General features: G+C 65.3%; 20 protein-coding genes and 3 pseudogenes. 8 read left to right on the forward strand and 15 right to left on the reverse strand.

Features of this window, described 5'->3' with window-relative positions; translation table 11 throughout:
• Positions 1 to 277 precede the first annotated feature (277 nt).
• Positions 278 to 1,372, reverse strand: coding sequence for a cupin domain-containing protein (locus ACI7BZ_RS20700; protein ID WP_414119012.1), 1,095 nt, complete (start codon positions 1,370 to 1,372; stop codon positions 278 to 280).
• A 193-nt stretch (positions 1,373 to 1,565) separates the two neighbouring features.
• Between ACI7BZ_RS20700 and ACI7BZ_RS20705 the strand changes: the two genes are divergently transcribed.
• Positions 1,566 to 2,072 (forward strand): MarR family winged helix-turn-helix transcriptional regulator, encoded by a 507-nt coding sequence (locus ACI7BZ_RS20705; protein ID WP_414119013.1) that lies wholly within the window; start codon positions 1,566 to 1,568, stop codon positions 2,070 to 2,072.
• Between the two features lie 4 nt (positions 2,073 to 2,076).
• Here ACI7BZ_RS20705 and ACI7BZ_RS20710 read toward each other — a convergent pair whose 3' ends face one another.
• The 10 genes from ACI7BZ_RS20710 to pstS all read right to left on the reverse strand — a co-directional run bounded on the left by ACI7BZ_RS20710 (position 2,077) and on the right by pstS (position 11,074).
• On the reverse strand, positions 2,077 to 2,580 hold the full coding sequence (locus ACI7BZ_RS20710) for a helix-turn-helix transcriptional regulator (RefSeq protein ID WP_414119014.1): 504 nt from the start codon (positions 2,578 to 2,580) through the stop codon (positions 2,077 to 2,079).
• Positions 2,581 to 2,692: 112 nt separating this feature from the next.
• The gene (gene arsC, locus ACI7BZ_RS20715) at positions 2,693 to 3,127 is read right to left on the reverse strand and encodes an arsenate reductase (glutaredoxin) (protein WP_414119015.1); all 435 of its coding nucleotides are present in this window, start codon (positions 3,125 to 3,127) and stop codon (positions 2,693 to 2,695) included.
• Positions 3,128 to 3,144: 17 nt separating this feature from the next.
• Positions 3,145 to 3,963 carry a phosphonate ABC transporter, permease protein PhnE gene (gene phnE / locus ACI7BZ_RS20720; protein WP_414119016.1) on the reverse strand — a complete coding sequence of 273 codons (819 nt, stop codon included), beginning with the start codon at positions 3,961 to 3,963 and terminating at the stop codon, positions 3,145 to 3,147.
• On the reverse strand, positions 3,963 to 4,769 hold the full coding sequence (gene phnE / locus ACI7BZ_RS20725) for a phosphonate ABC transporter, permease protein PhnE (RefSeq protein ID WP_414119017.1): 807 nt from the start codon (positions 4,767 to 4,769) through the stop codon (positions 3,963 to 3,965). Before phnE (ACI7BZ_RS20725) ends, phnE (ACI7BZ_RS20720) begins: the two co-directional genes overlap by 1 nt.
• Positions 4,766 to 5,620 carry a phosphonate ABC transporter ATP-binding protein gene (gene phnC / locus ACI7BZ_RS20730; RefSeq protein ID WP_414119018.1) on the reverse strand — a complete coding sequence of 285 codons (855 nt, stop codon included), beginning with the start codon at positions 5,618 to 5,620 and terminating at the stop codon, positions 4,766 to 4,768. Before phnC ends, phnE (ACI7BZ_RS20725) begins: the two co-directional genes overlap by 4 nt.
• A 54-nt stretch (positions 5,621 to 5,674) precedes the next feature.
• Entirely contained in the window at positions 5,675 to 6,643 is a 969-nt protein-coding gene (gene phnD, locus ACI7BZ_RS20735; RefSeq protein WP_414119019.1) for a phosphate/phosphite/phosphonate ABC transporter substrate-binding protein, read from the reverse strand.
• 71 nt (positions 6,644 to 6,714) lie between these two features.
• Positions 6,715 to 7,980, reverse strand: coding sequence for an organoarsenical effux MFS transporter ArsJ (arsJ, locus tag ACI7BZ_RS20740; RefSeq protein ID WP_414119020.1), 1,266 nt, complete (start codon positions 7,978 to 7,980; stop codon positions 6,715 to 6,717).
• Positions 7,980 to 9,020: an ArsJ-associated glyceraldehyde-3-phosphate dehydrogenase gene (locus ACI7BZ_RS20745; protein WP_414119021.1), complete on the reverse strand. Its 1,041-nt coding sequence runs from the start codon at positions 9,018 to 9,020 to the stop codon at positions 7,980 to 7,982. Before ACI7BZ_RS20745 ends, arsJ begins: the two co-directional genes overlap by 1 nt.
• A gap of 90 nt (positions 9,021 to 9,110) precedes the next feature.
• Positions 9,111 to 9,998, reverse strand: coding sequence for a metalloregulator ArsR/SmtB family transcription factor (locus ACI7BZ_RS20750; protein WP_414119022.1), 888 nt, complete (start codon positions 9,996 to 9,998; stop codon positions 9,111 to 9,113).
• A 47-nt stretch (positions 9,999 to 10,045) separates the two neighbouring features.
• On the reverse strand, positions 10,046 to 11,074 hold the full coding sequence (gene pstS, locus ACI7BZ_RS20755; protein ID WP_414119023.1) for a phosphate ABC transporter substrate-binding protein PstS: 1,029 nt from the start codon (positions 11,072 to 11,074) through the stop codon (positions 10,046 to 10,048).
• Between the two features lie 547 nt (positions 11,075 to 11,621).
• Here pstS and ACI7BZ_RS20760 point away from each other — a divergent pair.
• The 6 genes and pseudogenes from ACI7BZ_RS20760 (at position 11,622) to ACI7BZ_RS20785 (ending at position 16,687) form a co-directional block, all read left to right on the forward strand.
• Positions 11,622 to 12,623 (forward strand): PstS family phosphate ABC transporter substrate-binding protein, encoded by a 1,002-nt coding sequence (locus ACI7BZ_RS20760; RefSeq protein ID WP_414119024.1) that lies wholly within the window; start codon positions 11,622 to 11,624, stop codon positions 12,621 to 12,623.
• A 153-nt stretch (positions 12,624 to 12,776) separates the two neighbouring features.
• On the forward strand, positions 12,777 to 13,628 hold the full coding sequence (gene pstC / locus ACI7BZ_RS20765) for a phosphate ABC transporter permease subunit PstC (RefSeq protein ID WP_414119025.1): 852 nt from the start codon (positions 12,777 to 12,779) through the stop codon (positions 13,626 to 13,628).
• Positions 13,629 to 13,632: 4 nt separating this feature from the next.
• Entirely contained in the window at positions 13,633 to 14,574 is a 942-nt protein-coding gene (gene pstA, locus ACI7BZ_RS20770) for a phosphate ABC transporter permease PstA (protein ID WP_414119026.1), read from the forward strand.
• A gap of 29 nt (positions 14,575 to 14,603) precedes the next feature.
• Positions 14,604 to 15,413 (forward strand): phosphate ABC transporter ATP-binding protein PstB, encoded by an 810-nt coding sequence (pstB, locus tag ACI7BZ_RS20775; protein WP_414119027.1) that lies wholly within the window; start codon positions 14,604 to 14,606, stop codon positions 15,411 to 15,413.
• 297 nt (positions 15,414 to 15,710) lie between these two features.
• Positions 15,711 to 15,902 (forward strand): annotated as a pseudogene (locus ACI7BZ_RS20780) (IS5/IS1182 family transposase); the annotation flags it as partial.
• Positions 15,899 to 16,687: a dihydroorotate dehydrogenase-like protein gene (locus ACI7BZ_RS20785; RefSeq protein ID WP_414119230.1), complete on the forward strand. Its 789-nt coding sequence runs from the start codon at positions 15,899 to 15,901 to the stop codon at positions 16,685 to 16,687. The pseudogene ACI7BZ_RS20780 and the gene ACI7BZ_RS20785, both read left to right, overlap by 4 nt.
• Before the next feature lie 38 nt (positions 16,688 to 16,725).
• On the opposite strand, the gene ACI7BZ_RS20790 is transcribed toward ACI7BZ_RS20785, so the two are convergent.
• Positions 16,726 to 18,075 carry an oleate hydratase gene (locus ACI7BZ_RS20790; protein WP_414119028.1) on the reverse strand — a complete coding sequence of 450 codons (1,350 nt, stop codon included), beginning with the start codon at positions 18,073 to 18,075 and terminating at the stop codon, positions 16,726 to 16,728.
• Positions 18,076 to 18,146: 71 nt separating this feature from the next.
• On the opposite strand from ACI7BZ_RS20790, the gene ACI7BZ_RS20795 reads away from it, so the two are divergent.
• Positions 18,147 to 19,271, forward strand: a complete 1,125-nt coding sequence (locus ACI7BZ_RS20795; protein WP_414116892.1) for an IS4 family transposase — start codon at positions 18,147 to 18,149, stop codon at positions 19,269 to 19,271.
• A 138-nt stretch (positions 19,272 to 19,409) separates the two neighbouring features.
• On the opposite strand, the gene ACI7BZ_RS20800 is transcribed toward ACI7BZ_RS20795, so the two are convergent.
• The 3 genes and pseudogenes from ACI7BZ_RS20800 to ACI7BZ_RS20810 form a co-directional block, all read right to left on the reverse strand.
• Complete coding sequence (locus ACI7BZ_RS20800) at positions 19,410 to 21,683, reverse strand: PAS domain-containing protein (protein WP_414119231.1); 2,274 nt, start codon at positions 21,681 to 21,683, stop codon at positions 19,410 to 19,412.
• A gap of 132 nt (positions 21,684 to 21,815) precedes the next feature.
• Positions 21,816 to 22,112: pseudogene (locus tag ACI7BZ_RS20805) on the reverse strand (CheR family methyltransferase); the annotation flags it as partial.
• Positions 22,036 to 23,196: pseudogene (locus ACI7BZ_RS20810) on the reverse strand (chemotaxis protein CheB); the annotation flags it as partial. The pseudogenes ACI7BZ_RS20810 and ACI7BZ_RS20805, both read right to left, overlap by 77 nt.
• Positions 23,197 to 23,252: the final 56 nt, after the last annotated feature.

The raw sequence follows: 23,252 nt of genomic DNA on the forward strand, positions 1-23,252 counted from the left end.
CTTCGACGGTTCCGGCCGCCGCCCCCGATCCGCAACCGCAGAGTCAATGGGCAAGGTCGTGCAGGGGGCCCTCCATCACCCGGCCCGCCACGGCGATCCTGCCGCCACCGTCATGGCAGGCGGACGCGGCAAGCGCCGGCTCCATTCGGCCGGTGCAATTCCACGTCCGCCAGTTCATTGAGCTTGCGGGCAAAATAGGCGGCGCCCCGCCGCGCCCAGCCCCTGGCGCAGGCGCAGCGCCTCTCGGGCCGCATCCAATGGTGTGGATCGGGCAGCCTCAGGGCTCACGGCCGTCCACCTGAACGCGGTCGAAATGCAGCCGTTCCATGATCGGCGCATCCGAGAAGCGAAACAGGTCGAGCGTGGTCTCCGCCTGAAGCGACCACGGTATCCATGACGGGATGACAAAGATGTCGCCCTTTTCGAGCGCCTTAGTCTCGCCGTTCAACATCACCGCCCCGCGGCCTTCGAACACCTGGAACACGGTGGAGCCCACTTCCCGCCGCGTCGCGGTCTGCGTGCCTTCGCGCAGGCGATGGAATTCGGCGCGGATGGTGGGCATGACATCGCCGCCAGTGGTCGGATTGACATAGCGGATCGCCGCATGCCCCTGGCCGACGGTTGCCGGGACGCCCTCCTCCTCCAGCAGGAGCTGCTCGGTCAGAGCCCGATCGGTGAATTCCCAGCGATAGGCGCCGATGGGCGAACTGACGGTATTCTGCAGGCCCGACAGCGGGCGCAGGCCGGGATGGCACCACAGCCGCTCGCCGCGCGAAAAAGCCGGAGTCGCATAATCGGTGACGCGCTCGGCGCCGAACTCGAAGAAGCCGACGTCGTTGATCTGCGCGAAGGGAATGTCGAGCCCGTCAATCCAGGCCATCGGCTGGTCGGTGTCGTTGTGGTGGCCGTGGAAGTTCCAGCCGGGGGTCAACAGGAAATCGCCGCGGCTCATTCTGACAGGATCGCCGTTGACCACGGTCCAGACGCCCTCGCCTTCGCACACGAAACGGAATGCATTCTGCGAATGCCGGTGTTCCGGCGCGGTCTCGCGCGGCCCGAGATACTGGATGGCGCACCACAAGGTGGGGCTGATATAGGCATGGCCGCCCAATCCGGGATTGCCGAGACCGAGCGCCCGGCGCTCGCCGCCGCGGCCGACCGGCACGAGATCGCCGGAGCGCCTGGCCAGCGGATAGAGTTCGGACCATTTCCACAGATGAGGAACCGCCTTCGGCTTCGGATGGCGCGGCATCAGATCACCGAGCTGCGTCCAGAGCGGGAGGATGTGGTTGCGCTCGAAATCGGCATGGAGCTGGCGGAGCTCCGGCGTATCGTCCGGCGCCATGGCATGCGCAGCCGCAGTGTCCTTCATGTTTTCCTCCCGCCGTTGGCGCCTGTTCCCGGCCCTCGCGGTGGGGACCGGATTGGGTGGCGCTTCCTTGTTTGATTGCTCCGCCGGTCGGCTCCGGCAATTACTAAGTATGCTTAGTATTTTGCGCTGTCAACAGCGCAGGAGTTTTCTAGGATGGCCCCATCCGGTACCCAGAGTGGATCGAGAAGTGCCAATGCCGCCCCGACACGCCGCGCCACAAGACCCTGACCAATCGCCGCTTTTCGACCTACCGGGGCATCTGATCCGTCGTCTCCAGCAGATCGCCGTCTCGATCTTCATCGTCAGATGCGAAGCGGCCGGCTATGACCTGACGCCCGTGCAGTTTGCGGCGCTGACGATGATCCGCAGCCATGGCGGCCTGGCGCAGACGACGCTTGCAGGCCTGATCGCCTACGACGCGGCCACCCTGGGCGGTGTGGTCGAACGGCTGGTGCAGAAGGGGCTGGTCCGCCGGGAAACCTCAAGCCAGGATCGCCGCGCCAAGAGCCTCCATGTCACCGCCGAGGGTGAAGCACTGCTTGAGGCGGTCGCGCCCGTCGTCGCCGATGTCCAGAAGGCGATACTCGCAGGTCTGACGCCGGCCGAGCAGCGCACCTTCATGCATCTGCTGCGAAAGGCAACCGATGCCGGCAATGCACTGAGCCGTGTGCCGCTGCGCAAGTCCGGGGATACGCTCTAGTGGATCAAGGCGTTGTGGTTCGACCTCGTCGCGTCTTTCGTTCGCCCCATCTGCCCCATCGACGGGAGCCGGCCGAACGCTGTCGCCGGAAACCCGCGGCCACCCGGAGCGCGGCGGCCACCACTCCGCCATCGCTGTTGGTCGCCTTGGCACAGGTGCCCAAGGGATGCTGGGTGGGCAGTGCCCGGGCGCGGATATAGTCGTCCAGCGCGGCATCGGTCCGCCCCACCGCCACCCGCCCCCTTGAAACGGGGCGAGCGCCGGGCGCGCGGCAATGTCCTGGGCCATCCGGATAGCCGCCCTCCTCGAACTCCCGCAGCACCGGATAGATGGTGCCCTCGGTGGGGGAGCAGCAGCCGTTGGTGGTTGCCTCCACCGCCCGTGCCACGTCGTAGCCGTGCATGGGCCGCTGGTGCAGCACGCACAGGATGAAGAACTTGGACAGGCTCGTCTTGATGGTGCCGTTCCAATAGGCCCGGCTCAGGAAATCGGGGCCCGGCTTCGGCACCGGCGCCGGCGGAACGGATGGAGCGGCCGATGGAGCGGTTCGAGATATGCGGGAAGGCTATGCATTGATCATTGATGCGTCAATCATCAACGCATGCTTGAAAGCGCTCCCTTCAGCAAACGCGCCGGCCCTCGGCATCGATCACGACCTCGCCATCCTCCTTCGCGAACGGCCCCGTCTGCGGCGCGGGCAGAATGTCCAGCACCCGTTCCGACGGCCGGCACAGCCGCACGCCCAGCGGCGTGAACACGAAGGGCCGGTTGATGAGGATGGGATGGACCATCATGGCGTCGAGCAGCGCGTCGTCGGTGATAGCGGGATCGTCGAGGCCGAGTTCGGCATAGGGCGTGCCCTTCTGCCGGGTTGCGGCGCGCACCGTGAGGCCCGCTGCGGCGATGGCGGCGGCGACCTCCCCCCGCGCGGGCGGGGTCCTGAGATATTCGACGATTTTCGGCTCGATGCCGGCGTTGCGGATCATGGCGAGCGTGTTGCGCGAGGTGCCGCAGGCCGGATTGTGCCAGATGGTGACAGGGGATGGCTCGGTCATCGTTCAGGCTCCGAAGATTAGATGATGGCGTGGCGGACCTTGGCGGACACCCATTCGCTCACCACCACCGTGGCGAGGATCACCATGAGGATCAGCGTCACCTGCGGCCAGGCCAGCGTGTTGAGCGAGCTTTCCAAATTGAGCCCGATCCCGCCCGCGCCGACCAGGCCGAGCACGGTGGATTCGCGGATGTTGATGTCCCAGCGGAACACGCTGATGCCGGCAAAGGCGGGCATGATCTGCGGCACGATCCCGTAGGCAAGCGTCTGGGCACCCGAGGCGCCGGTCGCCCGGATTGCTTCCACCTGGGTTTCGTCGATCTCCTCGATGGCCTCGTACAGGAGCTTGCCGATGAAGCCGATGGACCTGAGCGCGATGGCGATGATGCCGGCGAGCACGCCGGGTCCGAGGATCGCCACCAGCAGCAGCGCCCAGATGATGGAATTGATGGAGCGCGAGGCGACGATGGCGAACAGCGCCAAAGGCCGCACGAAGGCGGCGCTGGGGGTGGTGTTGCGGGCTGCAAGGAAGGCCACCGGCACCGAGAGAAGGATGGCGGCGAGCGTGCCGAGGGTGGCGATGTTCAGCGTGTCCCACAAGGGCTTGAGCAGCGCCGGAAAATAGGACCAGCGCGGCGGCACCATGCGCGCGCCGATGTCGGCAGCCTGGGTGGGGGCGTCCCATACGAAGGCCCAGATGGTGCCCTGCGTCATCACCCGCCAGCAGAACACGGTGAAGGCCACGGCGAGAAGCCAGCCAAACCACACGGCGATCTGCCCGCGCGGGGTGCGCCGCTGCCAGGACCTGCGGCCTTCGGGGAGGGCTGTGACCGGCATTATTTCACCCGCCCTCGGACCAGGCCGGAGACATATTCGCTGGCCATGACGATGGCGATGATGAGGATGAGGATGGCGGCGGCGCTGTCGAATTCATAGCGGTCGATGGCGGTGTTCAGCGTGGCGCCGATCCCGCCCGCGCCCACGATGCCGACTACCGCGGATTCGCGGAAATTGATGTCGAGCCGGTAGAGCGAAAGCCCCAGCAGGCGCGGCGCCACCTGGGGCAGCACGCCGAAGGCGATCAGCGATGGCCAGGGCGCTCCGGTGGCGCGGATCGCCTCCACGGGAGCGGGGTCGATGTCCTCGATGTCCTCCGCCAGCAGCTTGGAGAGAAAGCCGATGGTGGCGAACGACAAGGTGAGGAAGCCGGCGAACGGCCCGAAGCCCACCATGGCCACCAGCAATATGGCGACGATGATCTCCTGCAGGGAGCGCGACACGGCGATGATGGACCGGCAGACGTAATAGACGGGGCGCGGCACCACGTTGCGGGCGGCACCGATGCCGATGGGCACCGAGATGGCGATCCCCGCCACGGTGGAGGTCACCGTCATGGTCAGGCTCTCGATCATGCCCTGGACGATATCGTCCCAGCGCCGCGAGAAATTCGGTTCCAGGAAGCCGGAGACGAAGCGCAGGCCGCGCGCCCAGCCGTCGGAGAGGCGCGCCCAATTGACCTCGACGCTGCCGAGGGCGAGCGCCAGATACAGCGCCGCGCCAACGAGCAGCGCATAGCGCAGATAAGGATTGGCGATGAGCGGCGGCGGGCGCCAGCGGCGCGCCGTGGTGGGAGCAGCGTTCACAGCGCCCTCGCGGCGGCGGCGGGCGTCGCCTGCGCCCGCAGGACGCGAACCGCATCCTGCGCGGCGGCTTCCTCTGCCGCGTCGTCCTCCACCTCGCGGATGGTGCGCGACCAGTCCTCCTCGCCATAGATGGCGGTGAGGGCGGCGGTGTCGAGCGCCTCCGGCGGGCCGTCGAACACGATGCGCCCGGCCTTGAGGCCGATGATGCGCTGGACGAACATCTGCGCCAGCGCCACGTCGTGGATGTTGACGATGGCCGCCAATCGCCGCTCGGCGCACACCTCGACGATGAGGCGCATGATCTGGCGCGAGGTCTTGGGATCGAGGCTGGCGGTTGGCTCGTCCACCAGCAGGATGTCCGGCTCCTGCACCAAGGCGCGGGCGATGCCCACCCGCTGGCGCTGGCCGCCGGAGAGCTCGTCGGCCCTTTTGTCCACATGGTCGAGAAGGCCGACGCGATCGAGCACGGCGAAGGCCCGGTCCATGTCGGCCTGGGGAAACCGGCGCAGGAAGGCGCGCCAGAAGCCCACATAGCCGAGCCGCCCGGAGAGCACGTTCTCCATGACGGTGAGGCGTTCCACCAGGGCATATTCCTGGAAGATCATGCCCATGCGCCGCCGCGCGCGACGCAGGCCCGCCCCGCCGAGGCGGGTGATCTCGGTATCGCCGAGGCGGATGGAGCCGGACGTCGGCTCCACCAGCCGGTTCACGCAGCGGATGAGGGTGGACTTGCCGGCGCCCGATGGGCCGATCAGGCCCACCACCTGGCCGGCGGGGATGCCGAGCGAAACATCGTCGAGGGCCTTGTCCCCCTTGGCATAGCGCTTGGACAGGCCGGCGATGGTCAGCATCCCGCAGTCTCTCTTGTGCCGGGCCTACAGCCGGAGCCTATTTGCAGCCGGAGCCTATTTGCAGGTGTAGCTCACGCCCATGGCGTCGTCGATCTGCCGCACCACCGCCCAGGTGTCCTTGAAGGTGATGGGGATGAACTTCTCCTGCGGCGGCTCGGCGGACTTGAACTCCTTCTGCAGGCCGGTGCCCTCCCAGTTGAAGCTGAAGAACGCCTCTTTCACCTTCGCCGCCAGATCGGGCTTCAGGTTGTAGACATAACCATAGCCGGTGGTGGGGAAGGTCTGCGACTTGTAGATGGTCACCACCTGCTCGGGCTTGATCACGCCGCGGGCGATCATGCGCTTCATCACGGAATTGGCGATGGCGGCGGCGGGATAATCCTTATTGGCCACGCCGATGATGGAATTGTCATGCTTGCCGGAGAAGGCCGGCTCGAAGTCCTTGCCGGCCTCCATGCCGAACTGGGACTTCAGGAGCGCGGACGGCGCCTTGTAGCCGGAGTTCGAAGTCTCCGAGGTAAAGGCCATCTTCTTGCCCTTGATGTCCTCGACCTTGGTGATGCCGGAGCCGGGATAGGTGATGATCTCCATCTCGTAGCCATAGGCGCCGTCCTTGGACGCCATCATGGTGAAGGGCACGAAGCCGGCGCAGGCCACCGCGATGGGGTTGGAGCCGGTATTGAAGCCGGCCACGTGCAGCCGCCCGGCGCGCATGGCTTCCAGCTGCGCGGCGTTGGACTGCACGGGGAAGAACTGCACCTTCTTGCCCGTCACCTTGGCGAGATGGTCGAGGAATTCTGCCCACACCTTGGCGTAGACGGCGGGGTCCTCCACCGGAGTATAAGCGAAGATGAGGGTGTCGGGGTCCAGCTGCTTCGCCGGATCCGACGGGGTGTCGGCCACCATGTCGCCATTGGTGTCGGTGAAGCGGGGGTCGAGCTTGAACTCCGCCTGCGCGAAGGTTGGGGCCAGCATGGTGGCCGCGAGCAGGGCGGCACAGGCGAGGGAGCGCAAAAGCGTCATGGCTTCATCTCCGAATGGATCGCGTGTTCAATACGACTGTTGTGTGACGCGCGGACTACGGCGCCTGCACTTCATCTGCCCGCCGGGGCGGCCTTCCCCGTGGCTTGGGCATGGGTCGGCAGCAGCAAAGTGGTGAGCCAGCAGATGCCGAGCATCACGGCGGAGCCGGCGAGGCAGGTCGTGATGCCCCCCATCTGGTAGAGCAGGCCGGAAAGGAGCGTTCCGGCGAAGCGCCCGGCGGCGTTCGCGGCATAATAGAAGCCCACGTCCTCCGCCGCCTTCTCCGATCCCGCATAGGCGAGGATCAGATAGGAGTGCAGCGAGGAATTCACCGCGAAGGCGGCGCCGAAAATGCCGAGTCCGATGACGACGATGAGGTCCGGCCGCAGGGGCGTTACGGCCAGAAGCGCGATGATGACCACGGGAACGAGCGCGAGCCCGAGTGCCCACCAGCGCGCCGCCGGCACTTCCTTGGACAGGCCGTCCGGGCTGCGGCTCACCACCGCAGGCGCCGCCGCCTGCACGATGCCGTAGCCGATGGTCCACAGTGCCAGGAAGCCGCCCACCATGGGGAAGGTCCAGCCGGTGCCATAGAGGAACACCGGCACGCCCACCACGAACCACACGTCCCGCGCGCCGAACAAGGCGACGCGGGCGGCGGCGAGCAGATTCACCCCCCGGCTCTTGCCGAACAATTCCTTGGCCGAGGAACTGGCCTTGGCCTTGCCCATCATGGGCGGCAGGGACAGGAGCACGCCGAGCAGGACCACGGCCAGCACGCCCGCCATGAGCCACAGCGAGAGGCGGAAGCCGAACGCCTCCAGCAGCACGCCGCCGAGGAAGAAGCCGAAGCCCTTCATGGCATTCTTGGAGCCGGTGAACCACGCCACCCAGCGGAACAGGCGCCCTTCGGCATTGCCCTTCGCTTCCGCCTCCGTGACCTTGATGGCGGATTTGGAGGCGGTCTTGGTCAGGTCCTTGGCCACCCCGCACACGCCCTGCGCCGCCACCACCCAGGCCACCAGGAAGGCGGTTTCCCACGAGGGGGACATGGCCGAGAGCAGCAGGAAGCCGGCGATCTGGGTGGTGAGCCCCACCGTCAGCATCCGGGTGATGCCGAAGCGCGCAGCCAGCCAGCCGCCGATGAAGTTCGCCCCGATGCCTGCCGCCTCATAGAGCAGGAACAGGAAGGCGAGGGTGAAGGGCGAGTAGCCGAGCTTGAAGAAGGTGAACAGCACCAGCATGCGCAAGGCGCCGTCGGTCAGCGTGAAGCCCCAATAGGCCGCCGTGACGATGGCATAGTTGCGCAGGCCCGCGGAGGAAGAAGCCGCCGCCATCACAGTCCCGCCTGTTCGAGATGGCAGGCGAGGTCCACCATGCGGCAGGCATAGCCCATCTCGTTGTCGTACCAGGCATAGACCTTCAGCAGGGTGCCGTCGGTGACGAGGGTGGACGGCCCGTCCACGATGGCGGAGCGGGTGTCGCGGGCATAGTCGGCCGACACCAGCGGGCGCGGCTCGAAGCCGAGGATGCCGTTGAGCGATCCGTTCGCGGCCTCGGCGAACAGGGCGTTCACCTCCTGTGCGGTGGTCTCGCGGTTCAGCTCGAACACGCAGTCGGTGAGCGAGGCGTTGAGCACGGGGGCGCGCACCGCATGGCCGTTCAGCTTGCCCTTCAGCTCGGGATAGATGAGGGCGATGGCAGTGGCGCTGCCGGTGGTGGTGGGCTGCAGCGAGAGCATGGCCGAGCGCGCGCGGCGCAGGTCCTTGTGGGGCGCATCCACCACCACGTTGGTGTTGGTGGGATCATGGATGGTGGTGATCTGGCCGTGGCGGATGCCGATGGCCTCGTGCACCACCTTCACCACCGGGGCCAGGCAGTTTGTAGTGCAGGAGGCGGCGGTGACGATGGGATGCATCCCGCGGTCGTAAAGGTGCTCATTCACCCCCACCACCACGTTGAGGACGGACGGGTCCTTCACCGGGGCTGCGACGATGACCCGCTTGGCGCCGCGCTTCAGATGGCCTTCAAGCACCTGCGGCGTGAGGAACTTGCCGGTGGATTCCAGCACCACGTCCACCCCGAGGTCGCCCCAGGGAATGTCTTCCGGCTTGGCATGGGACGAGAACGACATGGCCTTCTCACCGATGCGCACGCTCGCCTCATCGTGGGAGATGGGCGCGCGCCAGCGGCCCTGCACGCTGTCGAATTCCAGCAGGTGGGCGCAGGCTTCGGCACCACCCTTGATCTCGTTGAGATGCACGATGTCGAGCCGGTTGCCGCCGCGCGGGTCGTTGTCCGGGCGCTGCGCCGCCCCCATGGCTGCGCGCAGCGACAGCCGTCCGATGCGGCCGAGGCCGTTGATCCCTACTCTCATGGCACCGTCATTCCTTGTGATCTTCGAAAAGGGGGGCGGCCTCGGCGCGATGGCTTCAGGCCCGCGGAGGTCCGGCGGCGGCTCCCCACCTCACGCGGCCCGCCCGAAAAGCGTGAGGTCCGTTGCACCTTCCATCTTCCCGATCTCGCCGATGCGTTCTTTCAGCGAAGCAAGGTCAAGCTGCTCGAACGGCAGGTTGACGAAGGCGGAGATACGCCCGGCGAGCCGGCGATAGGTGGCAAGGAAGGCCGCCTTCTGCTCCGCCTCGGTTCCCTTCACCGCCAGGGGGTCCGGCAGGCCCCAATGGGCCTGGAGCGGATGACCGGGGAAAGCGGGGCAGATTTCGCCCGCCGCAGCGTCGCAGGTGGTGATGACGAAATCCATCCGTGGCGCGTCCGGCCCTGCGAAGCTGTCCCAGCTCTTGGAGGCGAGGGGCCCCGTGTCGTAGCCGAGCGCGGCCATCAGATCGAGCGCCAGGGGGTGCGGCTTGCGCTTCGGCCGGCTGCCGGCCGAATAGGCCCGAAAGCGGCCGCGCCCCTCGCGGTTCAGCAGCGCCTCGGCGATGAGCGAGCGCGCCGAGTTGGCCGAGCAGACCAGCAGTACGTTGTAGACGCGATCATTCGCGGCTGCGGGCCGAAGCTGGGGAAAGGCGAGCGCACCGGTGCCGCGCCGCTGCGACACGGCAAAGCCCATATCCCCCATCAGCTGGGCGAAGAGCGGACCGGCGAGCGAGAGGGTGACGGCATAGAGGATGGAGCGGCCTTCCCGCCGTGCCGAGACGAGGCCGGCGCGCTCCAGCACGGCGAGATGGGTGGACATGGTGTTGTGCGGCACCGCCAGCAGACGGGCGATGTCGCCGGCCGGCAGTCCGTAGGGCACATAGCGCAGCAGAAGCCGGAAGGTCTCCAGGCGCGTGACCTGCGACAGCGCATCGAAGATCCGCGTGGCCTCGTCTGCGTTCAGCTTCGTCTCGTTCATCTCGCCTCGCTGTCGCAATCTTTCCCCCGGACATTCCGCCCGGGCGCTCAGGAGCCGCCCTTGAAGGTCTTCGCCCAATAGTCCTTCACCTGCTGGACCAGCGCCGGCGGCAGGGGAACATAGCCCAGCTGGGACGCATATTTCTCGCCCTCGCCAAGGGCGAAGCGCCAGAACTCGAAGGCCGCGCTGCTGTTGGCCGGGACCCTGGGCTCCTTGTACATGATGGCGAAGGTGGTGGCGGCGATGGGATAGGCATCCTCGGCGGCGGAATCGTTGATGATCACGAAGAAATCCTTCGCCGCGGTCCAGTCGAAGCTCAAGGCCGCGGCCTGAAACGACGCCGCGCTCGGCGTGATGAACTTGCCGGCGCGGTTCTGCACCAGGCCATAGGCGAGCTTGGCCTGCACCACGTAGGTGAATTCAACATAGCCGATGGCGTTTTTGACGCGCTTGACCTCGGTCGCAACGCCCTCGTTGCCCCGAGCGCCCGTTCCCGTCGGCCAGGCGACCGCGCTGCCCTCCCCGACCTGCTGCTTCCATTCCGGGCTCGCCTTGGCGAGGTAGGACACCCAGTTGAAGGTGGTCCCCGATCCGTCGGAACGGTGCACCACCACGATCTTGGCGTCGGGCAGCTTGATGTCGGGATTGAGGGCCTTGATGGCGGGGTCGGACCAGGTCGCGACCTTGCCAAGATAGATGTCGGCGAGAAGCGCGCCGGTGAAGCGCAGCTGGCCGGGGCCGACGCCCTCCACATTGAACACCGGCACGACGCCGCCGAACACGATGGGGAACTGGCCGAGGCCGTATTTCTCCAGATCTTCCGGCTTCAGCGGCTTGTCGGAGGCGCCGAAATCCACCACGCCGTCCTTGATGCGGTTGACGCCGGCCGACGAGCCGACCGACTGGTATCCCACAAGGGTTCCCGTGCGCTCGCGAAAGCCTTCAGCCCACTTCCAGATGATGGGATAGGCAAAGGTGGAGCCCGCGCCCCGCACCTCGGCCGCATGCGCGGCGGGCGAGAGTGTGGTCAGGGCCGCAAGTGCAACTGCGGCAGTCAAGGCAAGAATGCGGTTCACGGCTGGCCTCCCCCTGTCGCCCTTCGATATGGGGCGAGATTCTGATCATCGCCGCCATAAGCTAAAATGTCGATAGGCGTGGACAGATCGCTATATGCATCACATGACATTGGTATGACGCGCACCTTCCTGAGCATTCCGATACGGCAAGTATTGCTATCGTTATGTCGATACCTATCGAATTAAAATAGCGTAAACGCCCTCCCTCGATCGGGATGTGTCGCCGCCAAATTGTATTAATTATGGAATATCCGGGCCGACTACGAAGAGTAAATGGTCGCGCAGGTCTCCGATGTATCGGATTATTGCCTTGCAAGATGGATTATAGATTTCAGGTGCAGCCATATTGTGGCGCGATGTGGCCGAAATATAGGTCATAAATACATGAATAAAAGCGGCAATCAATTACATTAAAACCTTCTCAACATGACAATTCGATTCAAATATACGATTCTGTCATAAAGTTGTTGTCTAAATTGCTTAGAGTCCGTAAGGCCAGGCGAGCGTCGAGAGCCCTGGCGACATTGTCCAGGGAGACGGCAACCTCATGAAGATCATCACTCTCGCGAGCGCTTTCGCGCTGCTCGCTACCGGCGCAGCCTTCAACGGCGCTGCCGCCCAGGCTCTGGTCAAGGCCGACGGCTCGTCCACGGTGTTTCCCGTGACCGAGGCCATGGCCGAAGAGTTCCAGAAGCAGAACAAGGATATCAAGGTGACTGTCGGCATCGGCGGCACGGGCGGCGGCTTCAAGAAGTTCTGCCGCGGCGAGACCGACATCTCCAACGCCTCGCGGCCGATCACCGCGAGCGAGCAGAAGGCCTGCAAGGAAGCCGGCATCGAATATATCGAGCTGCCCGTGGCGCTCGACGCGCTCACCGTCGTCATCCATCCGTCCAACAGCTGGGCGAGCGAAATGACCGTGGCGGACCTGAAGAAGATCTGGGAGCCTGAGGCCCAGGGCAAGATCACCAATTGGAAGCAGGTGCGCGACAGCTTCCCTGATCGTCCTCTGGTGCTCTACGGCGCGGGCGTCGATTCCGGCACGTATGACTATTTCACTGCCGCCATCGTCGGCAAGGAACACTCGAGCCGCGGCGACTTCACCGCCTCCGAGGACGACAACGTGCTCGTGCAGGGCGTCGCCGGCGATCAGAACGCCCTCGGCTTCTTCGGCCTCGTCTATTACGAGGAGAACCACGGCAAGCTGAAGGCCGTGAAGATCAAGCTCAACGATGCCGCCCCCGCCGTGGAGCCCTCGGTGGAGAACGCCCGCACCGGCAAGTACCAGCCCCTGTCCCGCCCCATCTTCATCTATGTGAACAAGAAGTCGGCGGACACCCGCCCCGAGGTGGCGAAGTTCGTGGAGTTCTACCAGGACCCCAAGAACGCGGTCGAACTGGTCAAGGAAGTGGGCTACGTGCCGCTTCCCGAGGCGGCCCTGAAGGCGTTCCAGGAGCGCTTCAGGAAGCGTGAGATCGGCACCGGCTTCACCGGCTCCAAGGTCGGCGTGTCGGTCGAGGATCTCCTGAAGGAAAAGCTCGTCTACTGAGGTCTGATCCAGAGGGAGGCGCTCCGGCGCCTCCCTCCATCTAGGTGAGGGTTGGTCGTGGTCGCAGCGGTATCTCCAGTCTCAAGAACGGGCCAGCGGGGCCTGACGGTCTCTCCGGCCTTCCTGGCCCGCCGCCGGGTGGTGGACCGCACCATGCGGGTCGTCCTCTTCCTCAGCGCCGCCGTATCGGTTCTCGTGACGGGGGGCATCGTCTACGTTCTCTTGTCCGAAAGCGTGAAATTCTTCGCCCAGGTGTCGATCATCGACTTCCTGACCGACACGCAATGGACGCCGGTGTTCCAGGACAAGCACTTCGGCATCATGACCCTGGTGTCCGGCACCTTGATGAGTTCGCTCATTGCGCTTCTCGTGGCCATCCCGGCGGGGACCGTGCTCGCCATCTACCTGTCGGAATTCGCCCGGCCGCAGGTGCGCGAGGCCATCAAGCCGTTCCTTGAGCTGATCGCCGGCGTGCCCACCGTGGCCTTCGGCTATTTCGCGCTCCTGTTCCTCACGCCCATCTTCCAGATCTTCATTCCGGGGCTCGCCAGCTTCAACCTGCTCGTGCCCGGCATCGTCATGGGCATCATGATCCTGCCCTACATCGTTTCCGTAAGCGAGGACGCCATGCGCGCCGTTCCTGCGGAGCTGAGGGAGGGCGCCTACGCGCTCGGCTTCACGCGGCTCCAGACGGCGACGCGGGTGGTGATCCCCGGTGCCTTCTCCGGGGTAACGGCGGCCTACATCCTCGGCATGTCGCGGGCGGTGGGCGAGACCATGGTGGTGGCCATCGCCGCCGGCCAGCAGGCCAAGCTCGCCCTCAACCCGCTGGAGGGCGCCGCCACCATCACCGCTTACATCGTCCAGATCAGCCTCGGCGACGTGCCGCACGGCTCCATCGCCTATCTCACCATTTTCGCCGCGGGCATGACGCTGTTCCTCATGACCTTTGTCTTCAACATCCTCGCCTTCTGGCTGCGCCAGAAGTACCGCGAAGTCTATTGAGGGGATGGCCGTGAAGCCGCTCGCCGCTCAACCCTCCCGCCGCTTCTCGGACGCCGAGATCGTCACCCGGGCGCATCGCTCGGACCGCAATTTCGCGCTCCTCGGCCTGGGCGTCCTCATCCTCACCATGATCGTGCTGCTGTCGCTCATCATCGACTTCATGGTGGATGGGCTCGGGCGCATCGATCTTGATTTCCTCACCCGCTTTCCCTCCCGGCGCGCGGCGGATGCGGGCATCCTGTCCGCCTGGGTCGGCACCGCACTGGTGATGATCGTCACGACCGTGCTCGCGGTGCCGCTCGGCGTCGCCGCAGGCCTCTATCTTGAGGAGTATGCGCCGCGCAACTGGATGACCCATCTCATCGAGATCAACGTCACCAATCTCGCCGGCGTGCCCTCCATCATTTACGGCCTGCTGGCCCTCGGCCTGTTCGTGCAGAGCTTCGCCATGGGTCAGACCATCCTCGTGGCGGGCATGACGCTGGCGCTGCTCATCCTGCCCATCATCATCGTCGCCACACGCGAGGCGGTACGCTCCATCCCGCTCGAAGTCCGCGAGGGCGCCTATGCGCTCGGTGCCGACAAGTGGCAGACGGTGAGCGGCTACATCCTGCCCACCGCGCGCCCCGGCATCCTCACCGGCGCCATCGTCGGCATGTCGCGGGCCATCGGCGAAACCGCGCCCATCATCACGATCGGCGCCCTCACCTTCATCGCCTTCCTGCCGCCGCCGCCGCTTCAGGAGACCTTTCCGTTCATCAATTTCGACTGGCTCAACTCGCCGTTCACGGTGATGCCGATCCAGATGTTCAACTGGGTTTCACGTCCCCAGGCGGCGTTCCACGTGAACGCGGCGGCAACCGGCCTCATCCTGCTCGCCATGACGCTGCTGATGAACGCCGTCGCCATCTGGCTGCGCTACAAGATCCGCCGGAGCATGCGCTGATGCTGCAGCCCGGCCATTCGGAGAATGAGATGACCGCCGTGACCCCCGCATTGGACGCCATGGCCGGTAAGGCACCCGTGCCGCTGCGCGCCGCCGTTCGCAAGCTCGATTTCTTCTACGGCGACAACCAGGCGCTCAAGGCGGTTGAGCTTCCCATCGTCGAGGGCAAGGTCACCGCCCTCATCGGCCCGTCGGGCTGCGGCAAGTCCACGCTCCTGCGCTGCTTCAACCGCATGCACGATCTCTATCCGGGCAACCGGTACGAGGGCGAGATCATCCTCTATCCGGAGGGGGTCAACATCGTCGCGGCGGAGGTGGACCCCATGCTTGCGCGCCTGCGCATCGGCATGGTGTTCCAGAAGCCCAATCCGTTTCCGAAATCGGTCTATGAGAATGTGGCGGCGGGCCTCTACATCCGTGGCATCCGCAACCGATCGGAGGTGGCGGGGCGGGTGGAAGCCGCGCTGCGCCAGGCGGCCCTTTGGGACGAGGTGAAGGATCGCCTTCAGGAATCCGCCTATGGATTGTCCGGCGGCCAGCAGCAGCGCCTGTGCATCGCCCGCACGCTCGCCCCCGACCCGGAGCTGATCCTGTTCGACGAGCCCACCTCCGCCCTCGACCCTATCGCCACGGCGAAGATCGAGGAACTGATGGACGAATTGCGCGGCGCCTACACCATCATGATCGTCACCCACAACATGCAGCAGGCGGCGCGCATCTCCGATTTCACCGCCTTCATGCATCTCGGCCACATGGTGGAGTACGACGTGACCAGCCGCATCTTCACCAACCCCGCCGAGGAGCGGACGCAGGCCTACGTGACCGGCCGGTACGGCTGAGGCGTTCGGCTCGGCGGGAGGCGATCATGGTGATGTCCTCGCGCTCGAAGTCGCGCCATGTCAGGATGTTCTTGGGGCTGCCCGTTGCGACATAGAAGCCGCCGCATGCGGAAGGTAACATTTGCATAGATGCCGTTCCGGCTGAACTTGAGCCGCTCGGCGACGTCTTCGACGGTAAGGGCCTTTGACGTATCCATGCAATTCTGGACTCTCAATTCATCCAGTTTCTAGTTTCATGTCATTTGGCGGATAACGCTGCATCCGGCCAGCCATCCTGACCGCTTCGGCTTTACGGAGATGGGCGACAAGGGCTACGACAGCAACGCCCTCCGCCGGCTGGTCGAGGAGAACGGCCCGATGCCCAACATCCCGCCCAAGGCCAATCGGCGCTAGAAAAACTGCTTCTCGCCAGTCCTCTATCGCGACCGAAGCGCCATCGAGCGCATGGTCTGTCGTCTCAATAACTTTCGCCGCGTCGCAACCCGATACGCCTCGAACCCAGCTTTCCTGCCCTTGCCGACTATAAGAGCGGACCACACGATTATCTGGAGCTGGTGCGGCGTGCGAGCGAGGCGGTCCACGTTCCCATCATCGCCAGCCTCAACGGCATCACCGACGAGGGCTGGATCTCCTATGCCCGGCAGATCGAGGACGCCGGCGCCCGCGGCCTGGAGCTGAACATCTATTTCATCCCCGCCGACATCTCGCAGACCGGCCGGGAGGTGGAGCAGCGATATCTCGACATCCTACGCTCGGTGCGGGCGGCGGTGTCCCTGCCCATCGCCGTCAAGCTCAGCCCCTATTTCAGCTCCATCGGCCACATGGCGCTCGAACTCGAGGGCGCGGGGGCCGATGCATTGGTGCTGTTCAACCGCTTCTATCAGCCCGATCTCGACCTGGTGCGCCTGAAGGTGCTGACCGACCTGACGCTCAGCGATCCAGCCGAGATCCGCCTGCCGCTGCTCTGGCTCGCCGTCCTCTCCGGCCGGGTGAAGGCGTCCCTCGCCGCCAGCACCGGCGTCGCCACCACCGACGAGGTGGTCAAGTATCTCCTGGTGGGAGCCGACGTGGTAATGGCCACTTCGGCCCTGCTACGCCATGGCGTCGGCTATGTGGGCGACCTTCTCGGAGGCCTCGACACCTGGCTCGCGGCCCGCGAGTTCACCTCGCTGGAGCATGTCCGCGGCATCATGAGCCAGAGCCGCCTGCGCGACCCCCAGGCCTTCGAGCGCGCCAATTACCTCAAGATCCTGCAGGGATACCGCGCGGGCTGATACCGAGGGTCGACGAGTCGATGCACCGGACGTTGGAATCAGGCCTTCATGTCGTGCAAGGCGAGGAAGGCCTTGTAGAGGACGCGCGGATCGTACTTCCCCTTGTACACCGGCGGCGGCTCCCGCTTCAGTCCCATGAGGGCATAGACCGCGGCCTGCGCCGAGCGGATCGAATATTCCACCGTGAACACTACGTCGTCTGGCAGCTCGCAGAACTGGCCGGTGAAGGCGAGGTTGCTCCAGCCGTCGGGAATGACCTGCGGCCGGTCGCCTTTCTCGCGACACAGGAACTGGCTGGTGATGAACGGCATCATGCAGGGGATGCAAATGGAGGTGTCCAGGATCCGCCCGGCCTCGGCCTCGATCCGCAGGTGGCCCATGAGCTCGGTCATGATCTCGCGCCCGCTGCAGGCCGACATGGGCTTGGCGACGAAGTCGCCCGGCGCGTCGACATGGAGGCCGTAGCCCCAGAACACGCTGACATCCTCGGGCTGGCCGATGTAATGCGGCTGGTGCGGAACGACGAACGACATCAGCCAGCGCGATTGCGGAAAGGTGACGAGGCCGCCTTCGCCGGGCACGTTGCCGGTGAAGTCCCGCACGATCCGCAGGAACGCCGGATCGCGCAAGGTGGTGGTGAAGGACAGCCATTTGGATTCGTCGATATGGTCGGCGAACACCGCCGGGCGGCCGAATTCCGGGCGGCCCGCGGCGATCTTCTCCCACAGCGTCCAGGCGCTGCCCTCGGCCTTGCCGTTGAGCACGGGCGCGGTGCCCATGGAGCCGAGGCTCGACGCGTCGGTCATCGAGCCCAGGGTGACGAGGACGAAATCCCCCGCCTCGACTTCGATCTCCCAGCCCTGCCCCGCCCGCTCGCAATCAATGCGCGTCACCACCTTCGCGCCGTCTCTCTCGCCGAAGTTAAGGTCGGTGACGCGGGTGTTCAGCTCGAACCGGACGCCGCGGGCCGCGAGCCATTTGCGCAGCGGCAGCACCATGGAATCATACTGGTTGTAGGTGGTGCGCATGATGCCGTGCAGGCGGTTGAAGCCGGACACCAGATGGGCGAAGCGCACCAGGTAGCGCTTGAATTCCACCGCGCTGTGCCAGGGCTGGAAGGCGAAGGTGGTGCACCACATGAACCAGAAATTGGTATTGAAGAATTCCGGGTCGAACTGTTCCGCGATGCTGCTGCGCCCCAGCATCCCCTCGGGCTCCAGCGCCAGCCGCTCGATGGTGAGGATGTGTTTTTCGCTGAGGCCGAAATCGGGCGCGGTCTGCCGCTCGCCGTCACGGACGAGGCGGGAGCTGGACGAGGTTTCCATCGTCTCGTTCCAGTCGAAGATCTCCTTCGTGACCGTGCGGCTCTCGTCGAGGGCACAGTACACGACGATTCTTAGTAGGGCCTTGATCGATCAGTAGGATTTCCGATTCGGCGGAGAGCGGATCGGGATTTTGCATGAGAAGAGACATCATCGCCGCTTTGAGGCATTGCCTGGACAAGCACTTGTCGATGCGCAAGAGCCGGCTTGAGAGCTTCTGCGTCTTTGTCGTCGGCGTTCTGCTGTCGCGCACCATCAATCTAAGTCACCTTGCCGGGATGTTCCCGACGCGGGCGGAGATTGCTTCAAACTATCGCCGCCTCCAGCGTTTCTTCGAGCAGGTCGAGCTGGATAGCGATCAACTGGCCCGCGTCGTGGTGAGGATCGCACGGATCGGATCGGGGCCCTGGCTTCTTGCCCTCGACCGCACCAGTTGGAAGTTCGGGCGACGCGACGTCAACGTCCTGATGCTCGCCATCGTCCATAACGGCATCGCCATCCCGCTCATGTGGGACGTGCTCGACAGAGCCGGCAACTCGACCACGGCCCATCGCGAAGCCCTGCTGTCCCGCTTTTGCAATGTCTTCGGTGCCGAGGCTGTAGCCGGATTGATCGCTGATCGGGAATTCGTCGGCACGGCCTGGATGGCCTTTCTGGTCGAGAACAACATCCCGTTCATCCTGCGCATCAAGGACGCCTTCCAGATCCGTCTGGCTGATGGCCGCTGCTGCCCGGTCGTTTCCTTGTTCCGGAAGCTCGCCATCGGCGGACGCCGCTACGTGCGCGAAGATTGCCGCCTCGGTTCACGCGGCAGCGCTCTCGGGCCGCCCGTAAAGCTCGCGGCGACACGACTGGCCAGTAAGGAACTGCTCGTTGTGGCAACCAACACCGATCCCGGGATCGCCCTGGCCAACTATCGGCGGCGCTGGGAAATCGAAACCCTGTTCGCGGCCAGCAAGACGCGCGGTCTCAACCTCGAGGACACTCACATCACCAACCCGGAGCGGATCGCCAAGCTCATCGCCGTGCTGGCCGTCGCCTTCACCTTCGCTCATACAACTGGGGAATGGAGCGCCAGACATCGACCAATTATCATCAAGACCCACAAGCGCAAGGCAAAGTCGATTTTCCGCGTCGGCTTCGATCTGCTGAGAAAAATCCTGATCCAAGGAGGACGCGAAGCCGTTCAATGCTGGAACGCCATCATGACAGGGCAACCTCCAAATCCACAAGGCCCCAGAGCAGGCCCACATCCAGCATGAAAGAGTCGTGTACTGTGCCCGATACGACAAGCTCGCGCGGAACTATCTCGCTTCCTTGTGCCTCGTCGCTCTCGTCTCATGCTGGCTACGTTGAGTCTCGACCCTAGCACGCTGCGCATGCCCTGCCGGACGTGGTCGTCATCGTCGACGATGAAGATGACCGGCGGCGCGGCTACCCCGAGCTTCCCCGGCCGAAGGCGGGGCGCCTGCCGCCATGGGCGCGGGATGATCGGAAAGCAGCCCCTGGATGATCCGCGCCAGTTCGTCCGCCTTCACCGGCTTGTTGAGTTGGACGCAGTCGTGGGTCGCGATGTCGCACAGGGCGGCCGTCGATATGTCGCCGGTCACGATCACCACGGGAACCGGGCTGCGCAGCCTCGCGCGCAGCCGTGCCGCGGCGTCCAGACCGGTCATGCCGTTGGGCAGGTTGTAGTCCGTGAGAATGAGGTCGGGCCGGATCGCGCCCCGCTCCACCATGTCCAGAGCGCCGACGCCGTCGGCTGCGGCAGTCACCACGTGTCCCTCGCCGGCGAGGAGCAGTTCGAGCAGGGAGCGGACGTCGGGATCGTCCTCGATCACCAGGATCGAGGCCTTCTGGCCCGTGGGCTCGGTGATCCTTCCGGGGCGGTCACCCGGCGGGGCCACGTCCTGACGTGCTGATACCCCATGCGAGATCTTGACATCGATCGAGAAGACCGAGCCATGGCCGGGACGCGAGCGCACCCGGATAGGATGGTCCAGCAGCAGGCCGAGCCGCTGCACGATGGAGAGGCCGAGCCTCAGGCCGAGATTGCGTTCACGGGCCGCGTTGTGGAGCTGGTGGTATTCCTCGAAGAGGGCCCGCAGCTCGGTGTCGGGAATGCCGATCCCGGTGTCCCACACCTCGATGCGCAGCCACGGTCCATGCCTGCGGCAGCCCACCAGCACGCTGCCGCGTGGAGTATATTTCAGCGCGTTCGAGATGAAGTTCCGCAGCATCTGCTCCAGCAGGCGCTGGTCGTTTTCCACCGAAAGGTGGCACGGGATCACGCGCAGGGTCAGCTTCTTGGCGCGCGCGTGATAGGTCAGTTCCTCCCGCATGCGGTCGAGCAGGTCGTTGATCGGGAAGCTGACGACATCCGCCCGGATGGTGCCGGCCTCGATCTGGTTGATGTCGAGCAGCGCGTTCAGCATGCCCGACATGGCGTTGATGGTTTCATCCAGCCGCTTGACCAGCCGCTCCGCCTTCTCGCCCTCCGCCGCCTTGGCCAGAAGACCCTGGAGCAAAACGAGCGCCTGCAGCGGCTGGCGCAGATCGTGGCTCGCGGCGGCCAGGAAGCGCGACTTGGCGTTGTTGGCCAGCTCCGCGTCCCGCCGGGCGGCCTCCAGCGCGTCCCCGGCCCGCCGGCGCTCGGTGATGTCGACGAAGGTGATGACGACGCCATCGACGCCGTCGCCCTCGGTGCGATAGGGCAGGATGCGGCGGACGTACCACGCCCCGGTCCGCGCCTCGATCTCCCGCTCCTGCGCCGCCGAGCCCGCCAGCACCGCCTGGATGTCCGGCATCAGCGTCCCGTCGGCGGCCAGCGAGTTGAGATCCGAAAGCGGCCGTCCCACATCGCTCGGGATGACGGCGAACAGTGACCGGGTCGCCGGGGTGAAGAAGCGGATCTTCAGCTGGGTGTCGAGGAACAAGGTCGCCACGTCGGTGCTGTAGAGCACGTTCTGAAGATCGCTCGAGGTGGTGCGCTGCCGCTCCAGGGTTTCCTGGAGTTGGCCGTTGAGGGCGGTGAGCTCCTCGTTGAGGGACTGCAGCTCCTCCTTGGAGGCCAGGAGCTCCTCGTTGGTGGACTGGAACTCCTCGTTGACAGACAACGCCTCCTCGTTGACCGCTTTTTGCTCCTCGCTGGACAGCTCGAGATTGCGGATGGCGCTCTCGAGTTCGGTCCGCGTGGATTCCAGCTCCTGTTCGAGTTCGGCCACGCGCGGCAGCTCACGCTCGGGCATCGGCCGGTCGGGCCGGCCGCTGGAGACCACAGCGGGACTGTCGAGAAAGCAGACCAGCAGCAGCTCTTCACCCTGGCTCAGCACCGGATGGACAGCGATGCTGAAGGCGACGGCCTTGCCGTCCCGGTGGGTCCGGCCGCCCTCCACGACCACGCGTGTCTTCTCCTGCGTCGCCCGCTGGATCGCCGCCCTGAGCTTGGTGCGCACCCCCTCCCGCGCCATGGAGAGCAGATCATGGGTCGGCTGCCCGGGGGCCAGCCTCAGATAGGCGTCGGTCGACCCCAGGTAATAGAGGCACTCGTAGTTGCGGTTGATCAGCACCGCCGCCGGCGCATAAGTCTCCAGGATGAGCCGCCGGCAGAGTTCGGCGAGCGTGGTCTGGCGGGATGGCGAAGAGGCCTGTGCCGAACGCGTGGAAAGGTTCACGCCGTCCGAGGTGCCGATCGAGAAGCTCAGATCCCCCGGCCGGCGCTGCCCGGTGTGCCGGTAGACCCGCGCAGGCTTGGAGACGACCTCGAACCGGGCCTCGGCGCTGCCGACCTCTTCCGCCGTTCCAAGCAGGAGAAGGCCGCCCTCGATCAGCGCAAAGTGGAACAGCGAAATGAACCTGGCCTGCGCCTCCGGGACCAGATAGATGAGGAGGTTGCGGCACGAAATGAAATCGAGCCGTGAGAATGGCGGGTCCGCCAGCACATTCTGCACCGTGAACACCACCGCGGCGCAGGTTCTGCGCAATCCTGAAGCCGTGCGCATCCTTGGTGAAGAAGCGGTCGAGGCGCTCGGGCGACAGGCTGCTCGCAACTGCCTCGGAGTAGAAGCCCTCCCGTGCCTGGGCGACAGCATCCGGATCGACATCCGAGGCGAACACCTGGACCCGGACGTTGCGCTTGGTCGCGGCGATCGCCTCGAAGAACAGCATGGCCAGGGAATAGGCTTCCTCCCCGGTGCTGCAACCGGGCACCCAGATGCGGAGCGGGCGATCGGGGGGATGGTCGCGCACCAGCTTGGGGATGATGTCAGTGGCGAGAAACTCGAACACCTGCGGGTCGCGGAAGAAGCTGGTGACGTTGATGAGCAGGTCCCTGGCCAGGAGATCGAGCTCGGCCGGATTTTTCCGCAACAGCTCCAGATAGCGGTCCATGTCGTCGACGCCCATGGACGCGAGGGCCATGCGCCGTTCGGTCCGGCGCTGCAGCGTCCCGGGCTTGTAGAGAGTGAAGTCGAACGCCGTGCTCGCCCGCAGGAGATCGACGATCTGCGCCAAAGCGGTGTTTGCCGGCGCATCGGCCGGCTGCCGCCCGTGCGTCAGCAGCGCTTCGGGGATCTTCTCCACCGGAAGCACGAGATCCACGGCGCCGGCGGCAATCGCGCTGCGTGGCATGCCGTCGTAGTCGGCCTCCTCCGGGTCCTCGGCGACGGTGAAGCCGCCCTTCTCCTTCATCGCCTTCAGACCGGCGCTGCCGTCCGCGCCGGTTCCCGAGAGGATGACGCCGATGGCGTCGGCGCCGTACTCAGCCGCCAACGACTTCAAGAGGAAATCGAACGGGAGTCGCGCGCCGTGCGGCGCGTCGGGTGCGGAGAGGCGCAGGTGGCCGGCATCGACCGACAGATAAAATCCGGGCGGGATGATGTAGAGGTGATCGGGCTCGATGAGCATGCCGTCCGCCGCCTGCCGCACCACCATCGCGGTGTGCGGAGCCAAAAGATCCGCCATCATGCTTTCGTGGGTCGGATCGAGGTGCAGGACCAGAATGAGCGCCATCCCGGGGCCAGCGGGAAATGCGGCAAGCAGTTTCTTGCAGGCCTCCAGGCCTCCGGCCGAAGCGCCGATCCCGACCACGGGAAATTCTGGGAACGAACGGACCGAGGCTGCTGCCAAGGGAAGCCCCTCTGATTTTAGCGAGTCCCCTCGGGCTGCACGGGCTGGCAACTTCGGCATTGTTTCTCATCTGCCTGGTTCACGAGAAGCCTTCGCGGGCATCATCTAAGTTCTTT

This window comes from Xanthobacter sp. AM11 (assembly GCF_047444035.1).
Classification (GTDB): Bacteria; Pseudomonadota; Alphaproteobacteria; order Rhizobiales; family Xanthobacteraceae; genus Xanthobacter.

What these genes read in the sequence shown, in the direction of transcription:
- ACI7BZ_RS20745 (WP_414119021.1), bottom strand. Translation starts at nt 9,020, where the DNA reads ATGAGAGTAGGGATCAACGGCCTCGGCCGCATCGGACGGCTGTCGCTG.
- phnD (WP_414119019.1), bottom strand. Translation starts at nt 6,643, where the DNA reads ATGACGCTTTTGCGCTCCCTCGCCTGTGCCGCCCTGCTCGCGGCCACC.
- ACI7BZ_RS20705 (WP_414119013.1), top strand. Translation starts at nt 1,566, where the DNA reads ATGCCGCCCCGACACGCCGCGCCACAAGACCCTGACCAATCGCCGCTT.
- arsC (WP_414119015.1), bottom strand. Translation starts at nt 3,127, where the DNA reads ATGACCGAGCCATCCCCTGTCACCATCTGGCACAATCCGGCCTGCGGC.
- arsJ (WP_414119020.1), bottom strand. Translation starts at nt 7,980, where the DNA reads ATGGCGGCGGCTTCTTCCTCCGCGGGCCTGCGCAACTATGCCATCGTC.
- ACI7BZ_RS20795 (WP_414116892.1), top strand. Translation starts at nt 18,147, where the DNA reads ATGAGAAGAGACATCATCGCCGCTTTGAGGCATTGCCTGGACAAGCAC.
- ACI7BZ_RS20760 (WP_414119024.1), top strand. Translation starts at nt 11,622, where the DNA reads ATGAAGATCATCACTCTCGCGAGCGCTTTCGCGCTGCTCGCTACCGGC.
- phnE (WP_414119016.1), bottom strand. Translation starts at nt 3,963, where the DNA reads ATGCCGGTCACAGCCCTCCCCGAAGGCCGCAGGTCCTGGCAGCGGCGC.
- pstA (WP_414119026.1), top strand. Translation starts at nt 13,633, where the DNA reads ATGGCCGTGAAGCCGCTCGCCGCTCAACCCTCCCGCCGCTTCTCGGAC.
- pstB (WP_414119027.1), top strand. Translation starts at nt 14,604, where the DNA reads ATGACCGCCGTGACCCCCGCATTGGACGCCATGGCCGGTAAGGCACCC.
- ACI7BZ_RS20750 (WP_414119022.1), bottom strand. Translation starts at nt 9,998, where the DNA reads ATGAACGAGACGAAGCTGAACGCAGACGAGGCCACGCGGATCTTCGAT.
- ACI7BZ_RS20700 (WP_414119012.1), bottom strand. Translation starts at nt 1,372, where the DNA reads ATGAAGGACACTGCGGCTGCGCATGCCATGGCGCCGGACGATACGCCG.
- pstC (WP_414119025.1), top strand. Translation starts at nt 12,777, where the DNA reads ATGCGGGTCGTCCTCTTCCTCAGCGCCGCCGTATCGGTTCTCGTGACG.
- phnC (WP_414119018.1), bottom strand. Translation starts at nt 5,620, where the DNA reads ATGCTGACCATCGCCGGCCTGTCCAAGCGCTATGCCAAGGGGGACAAG.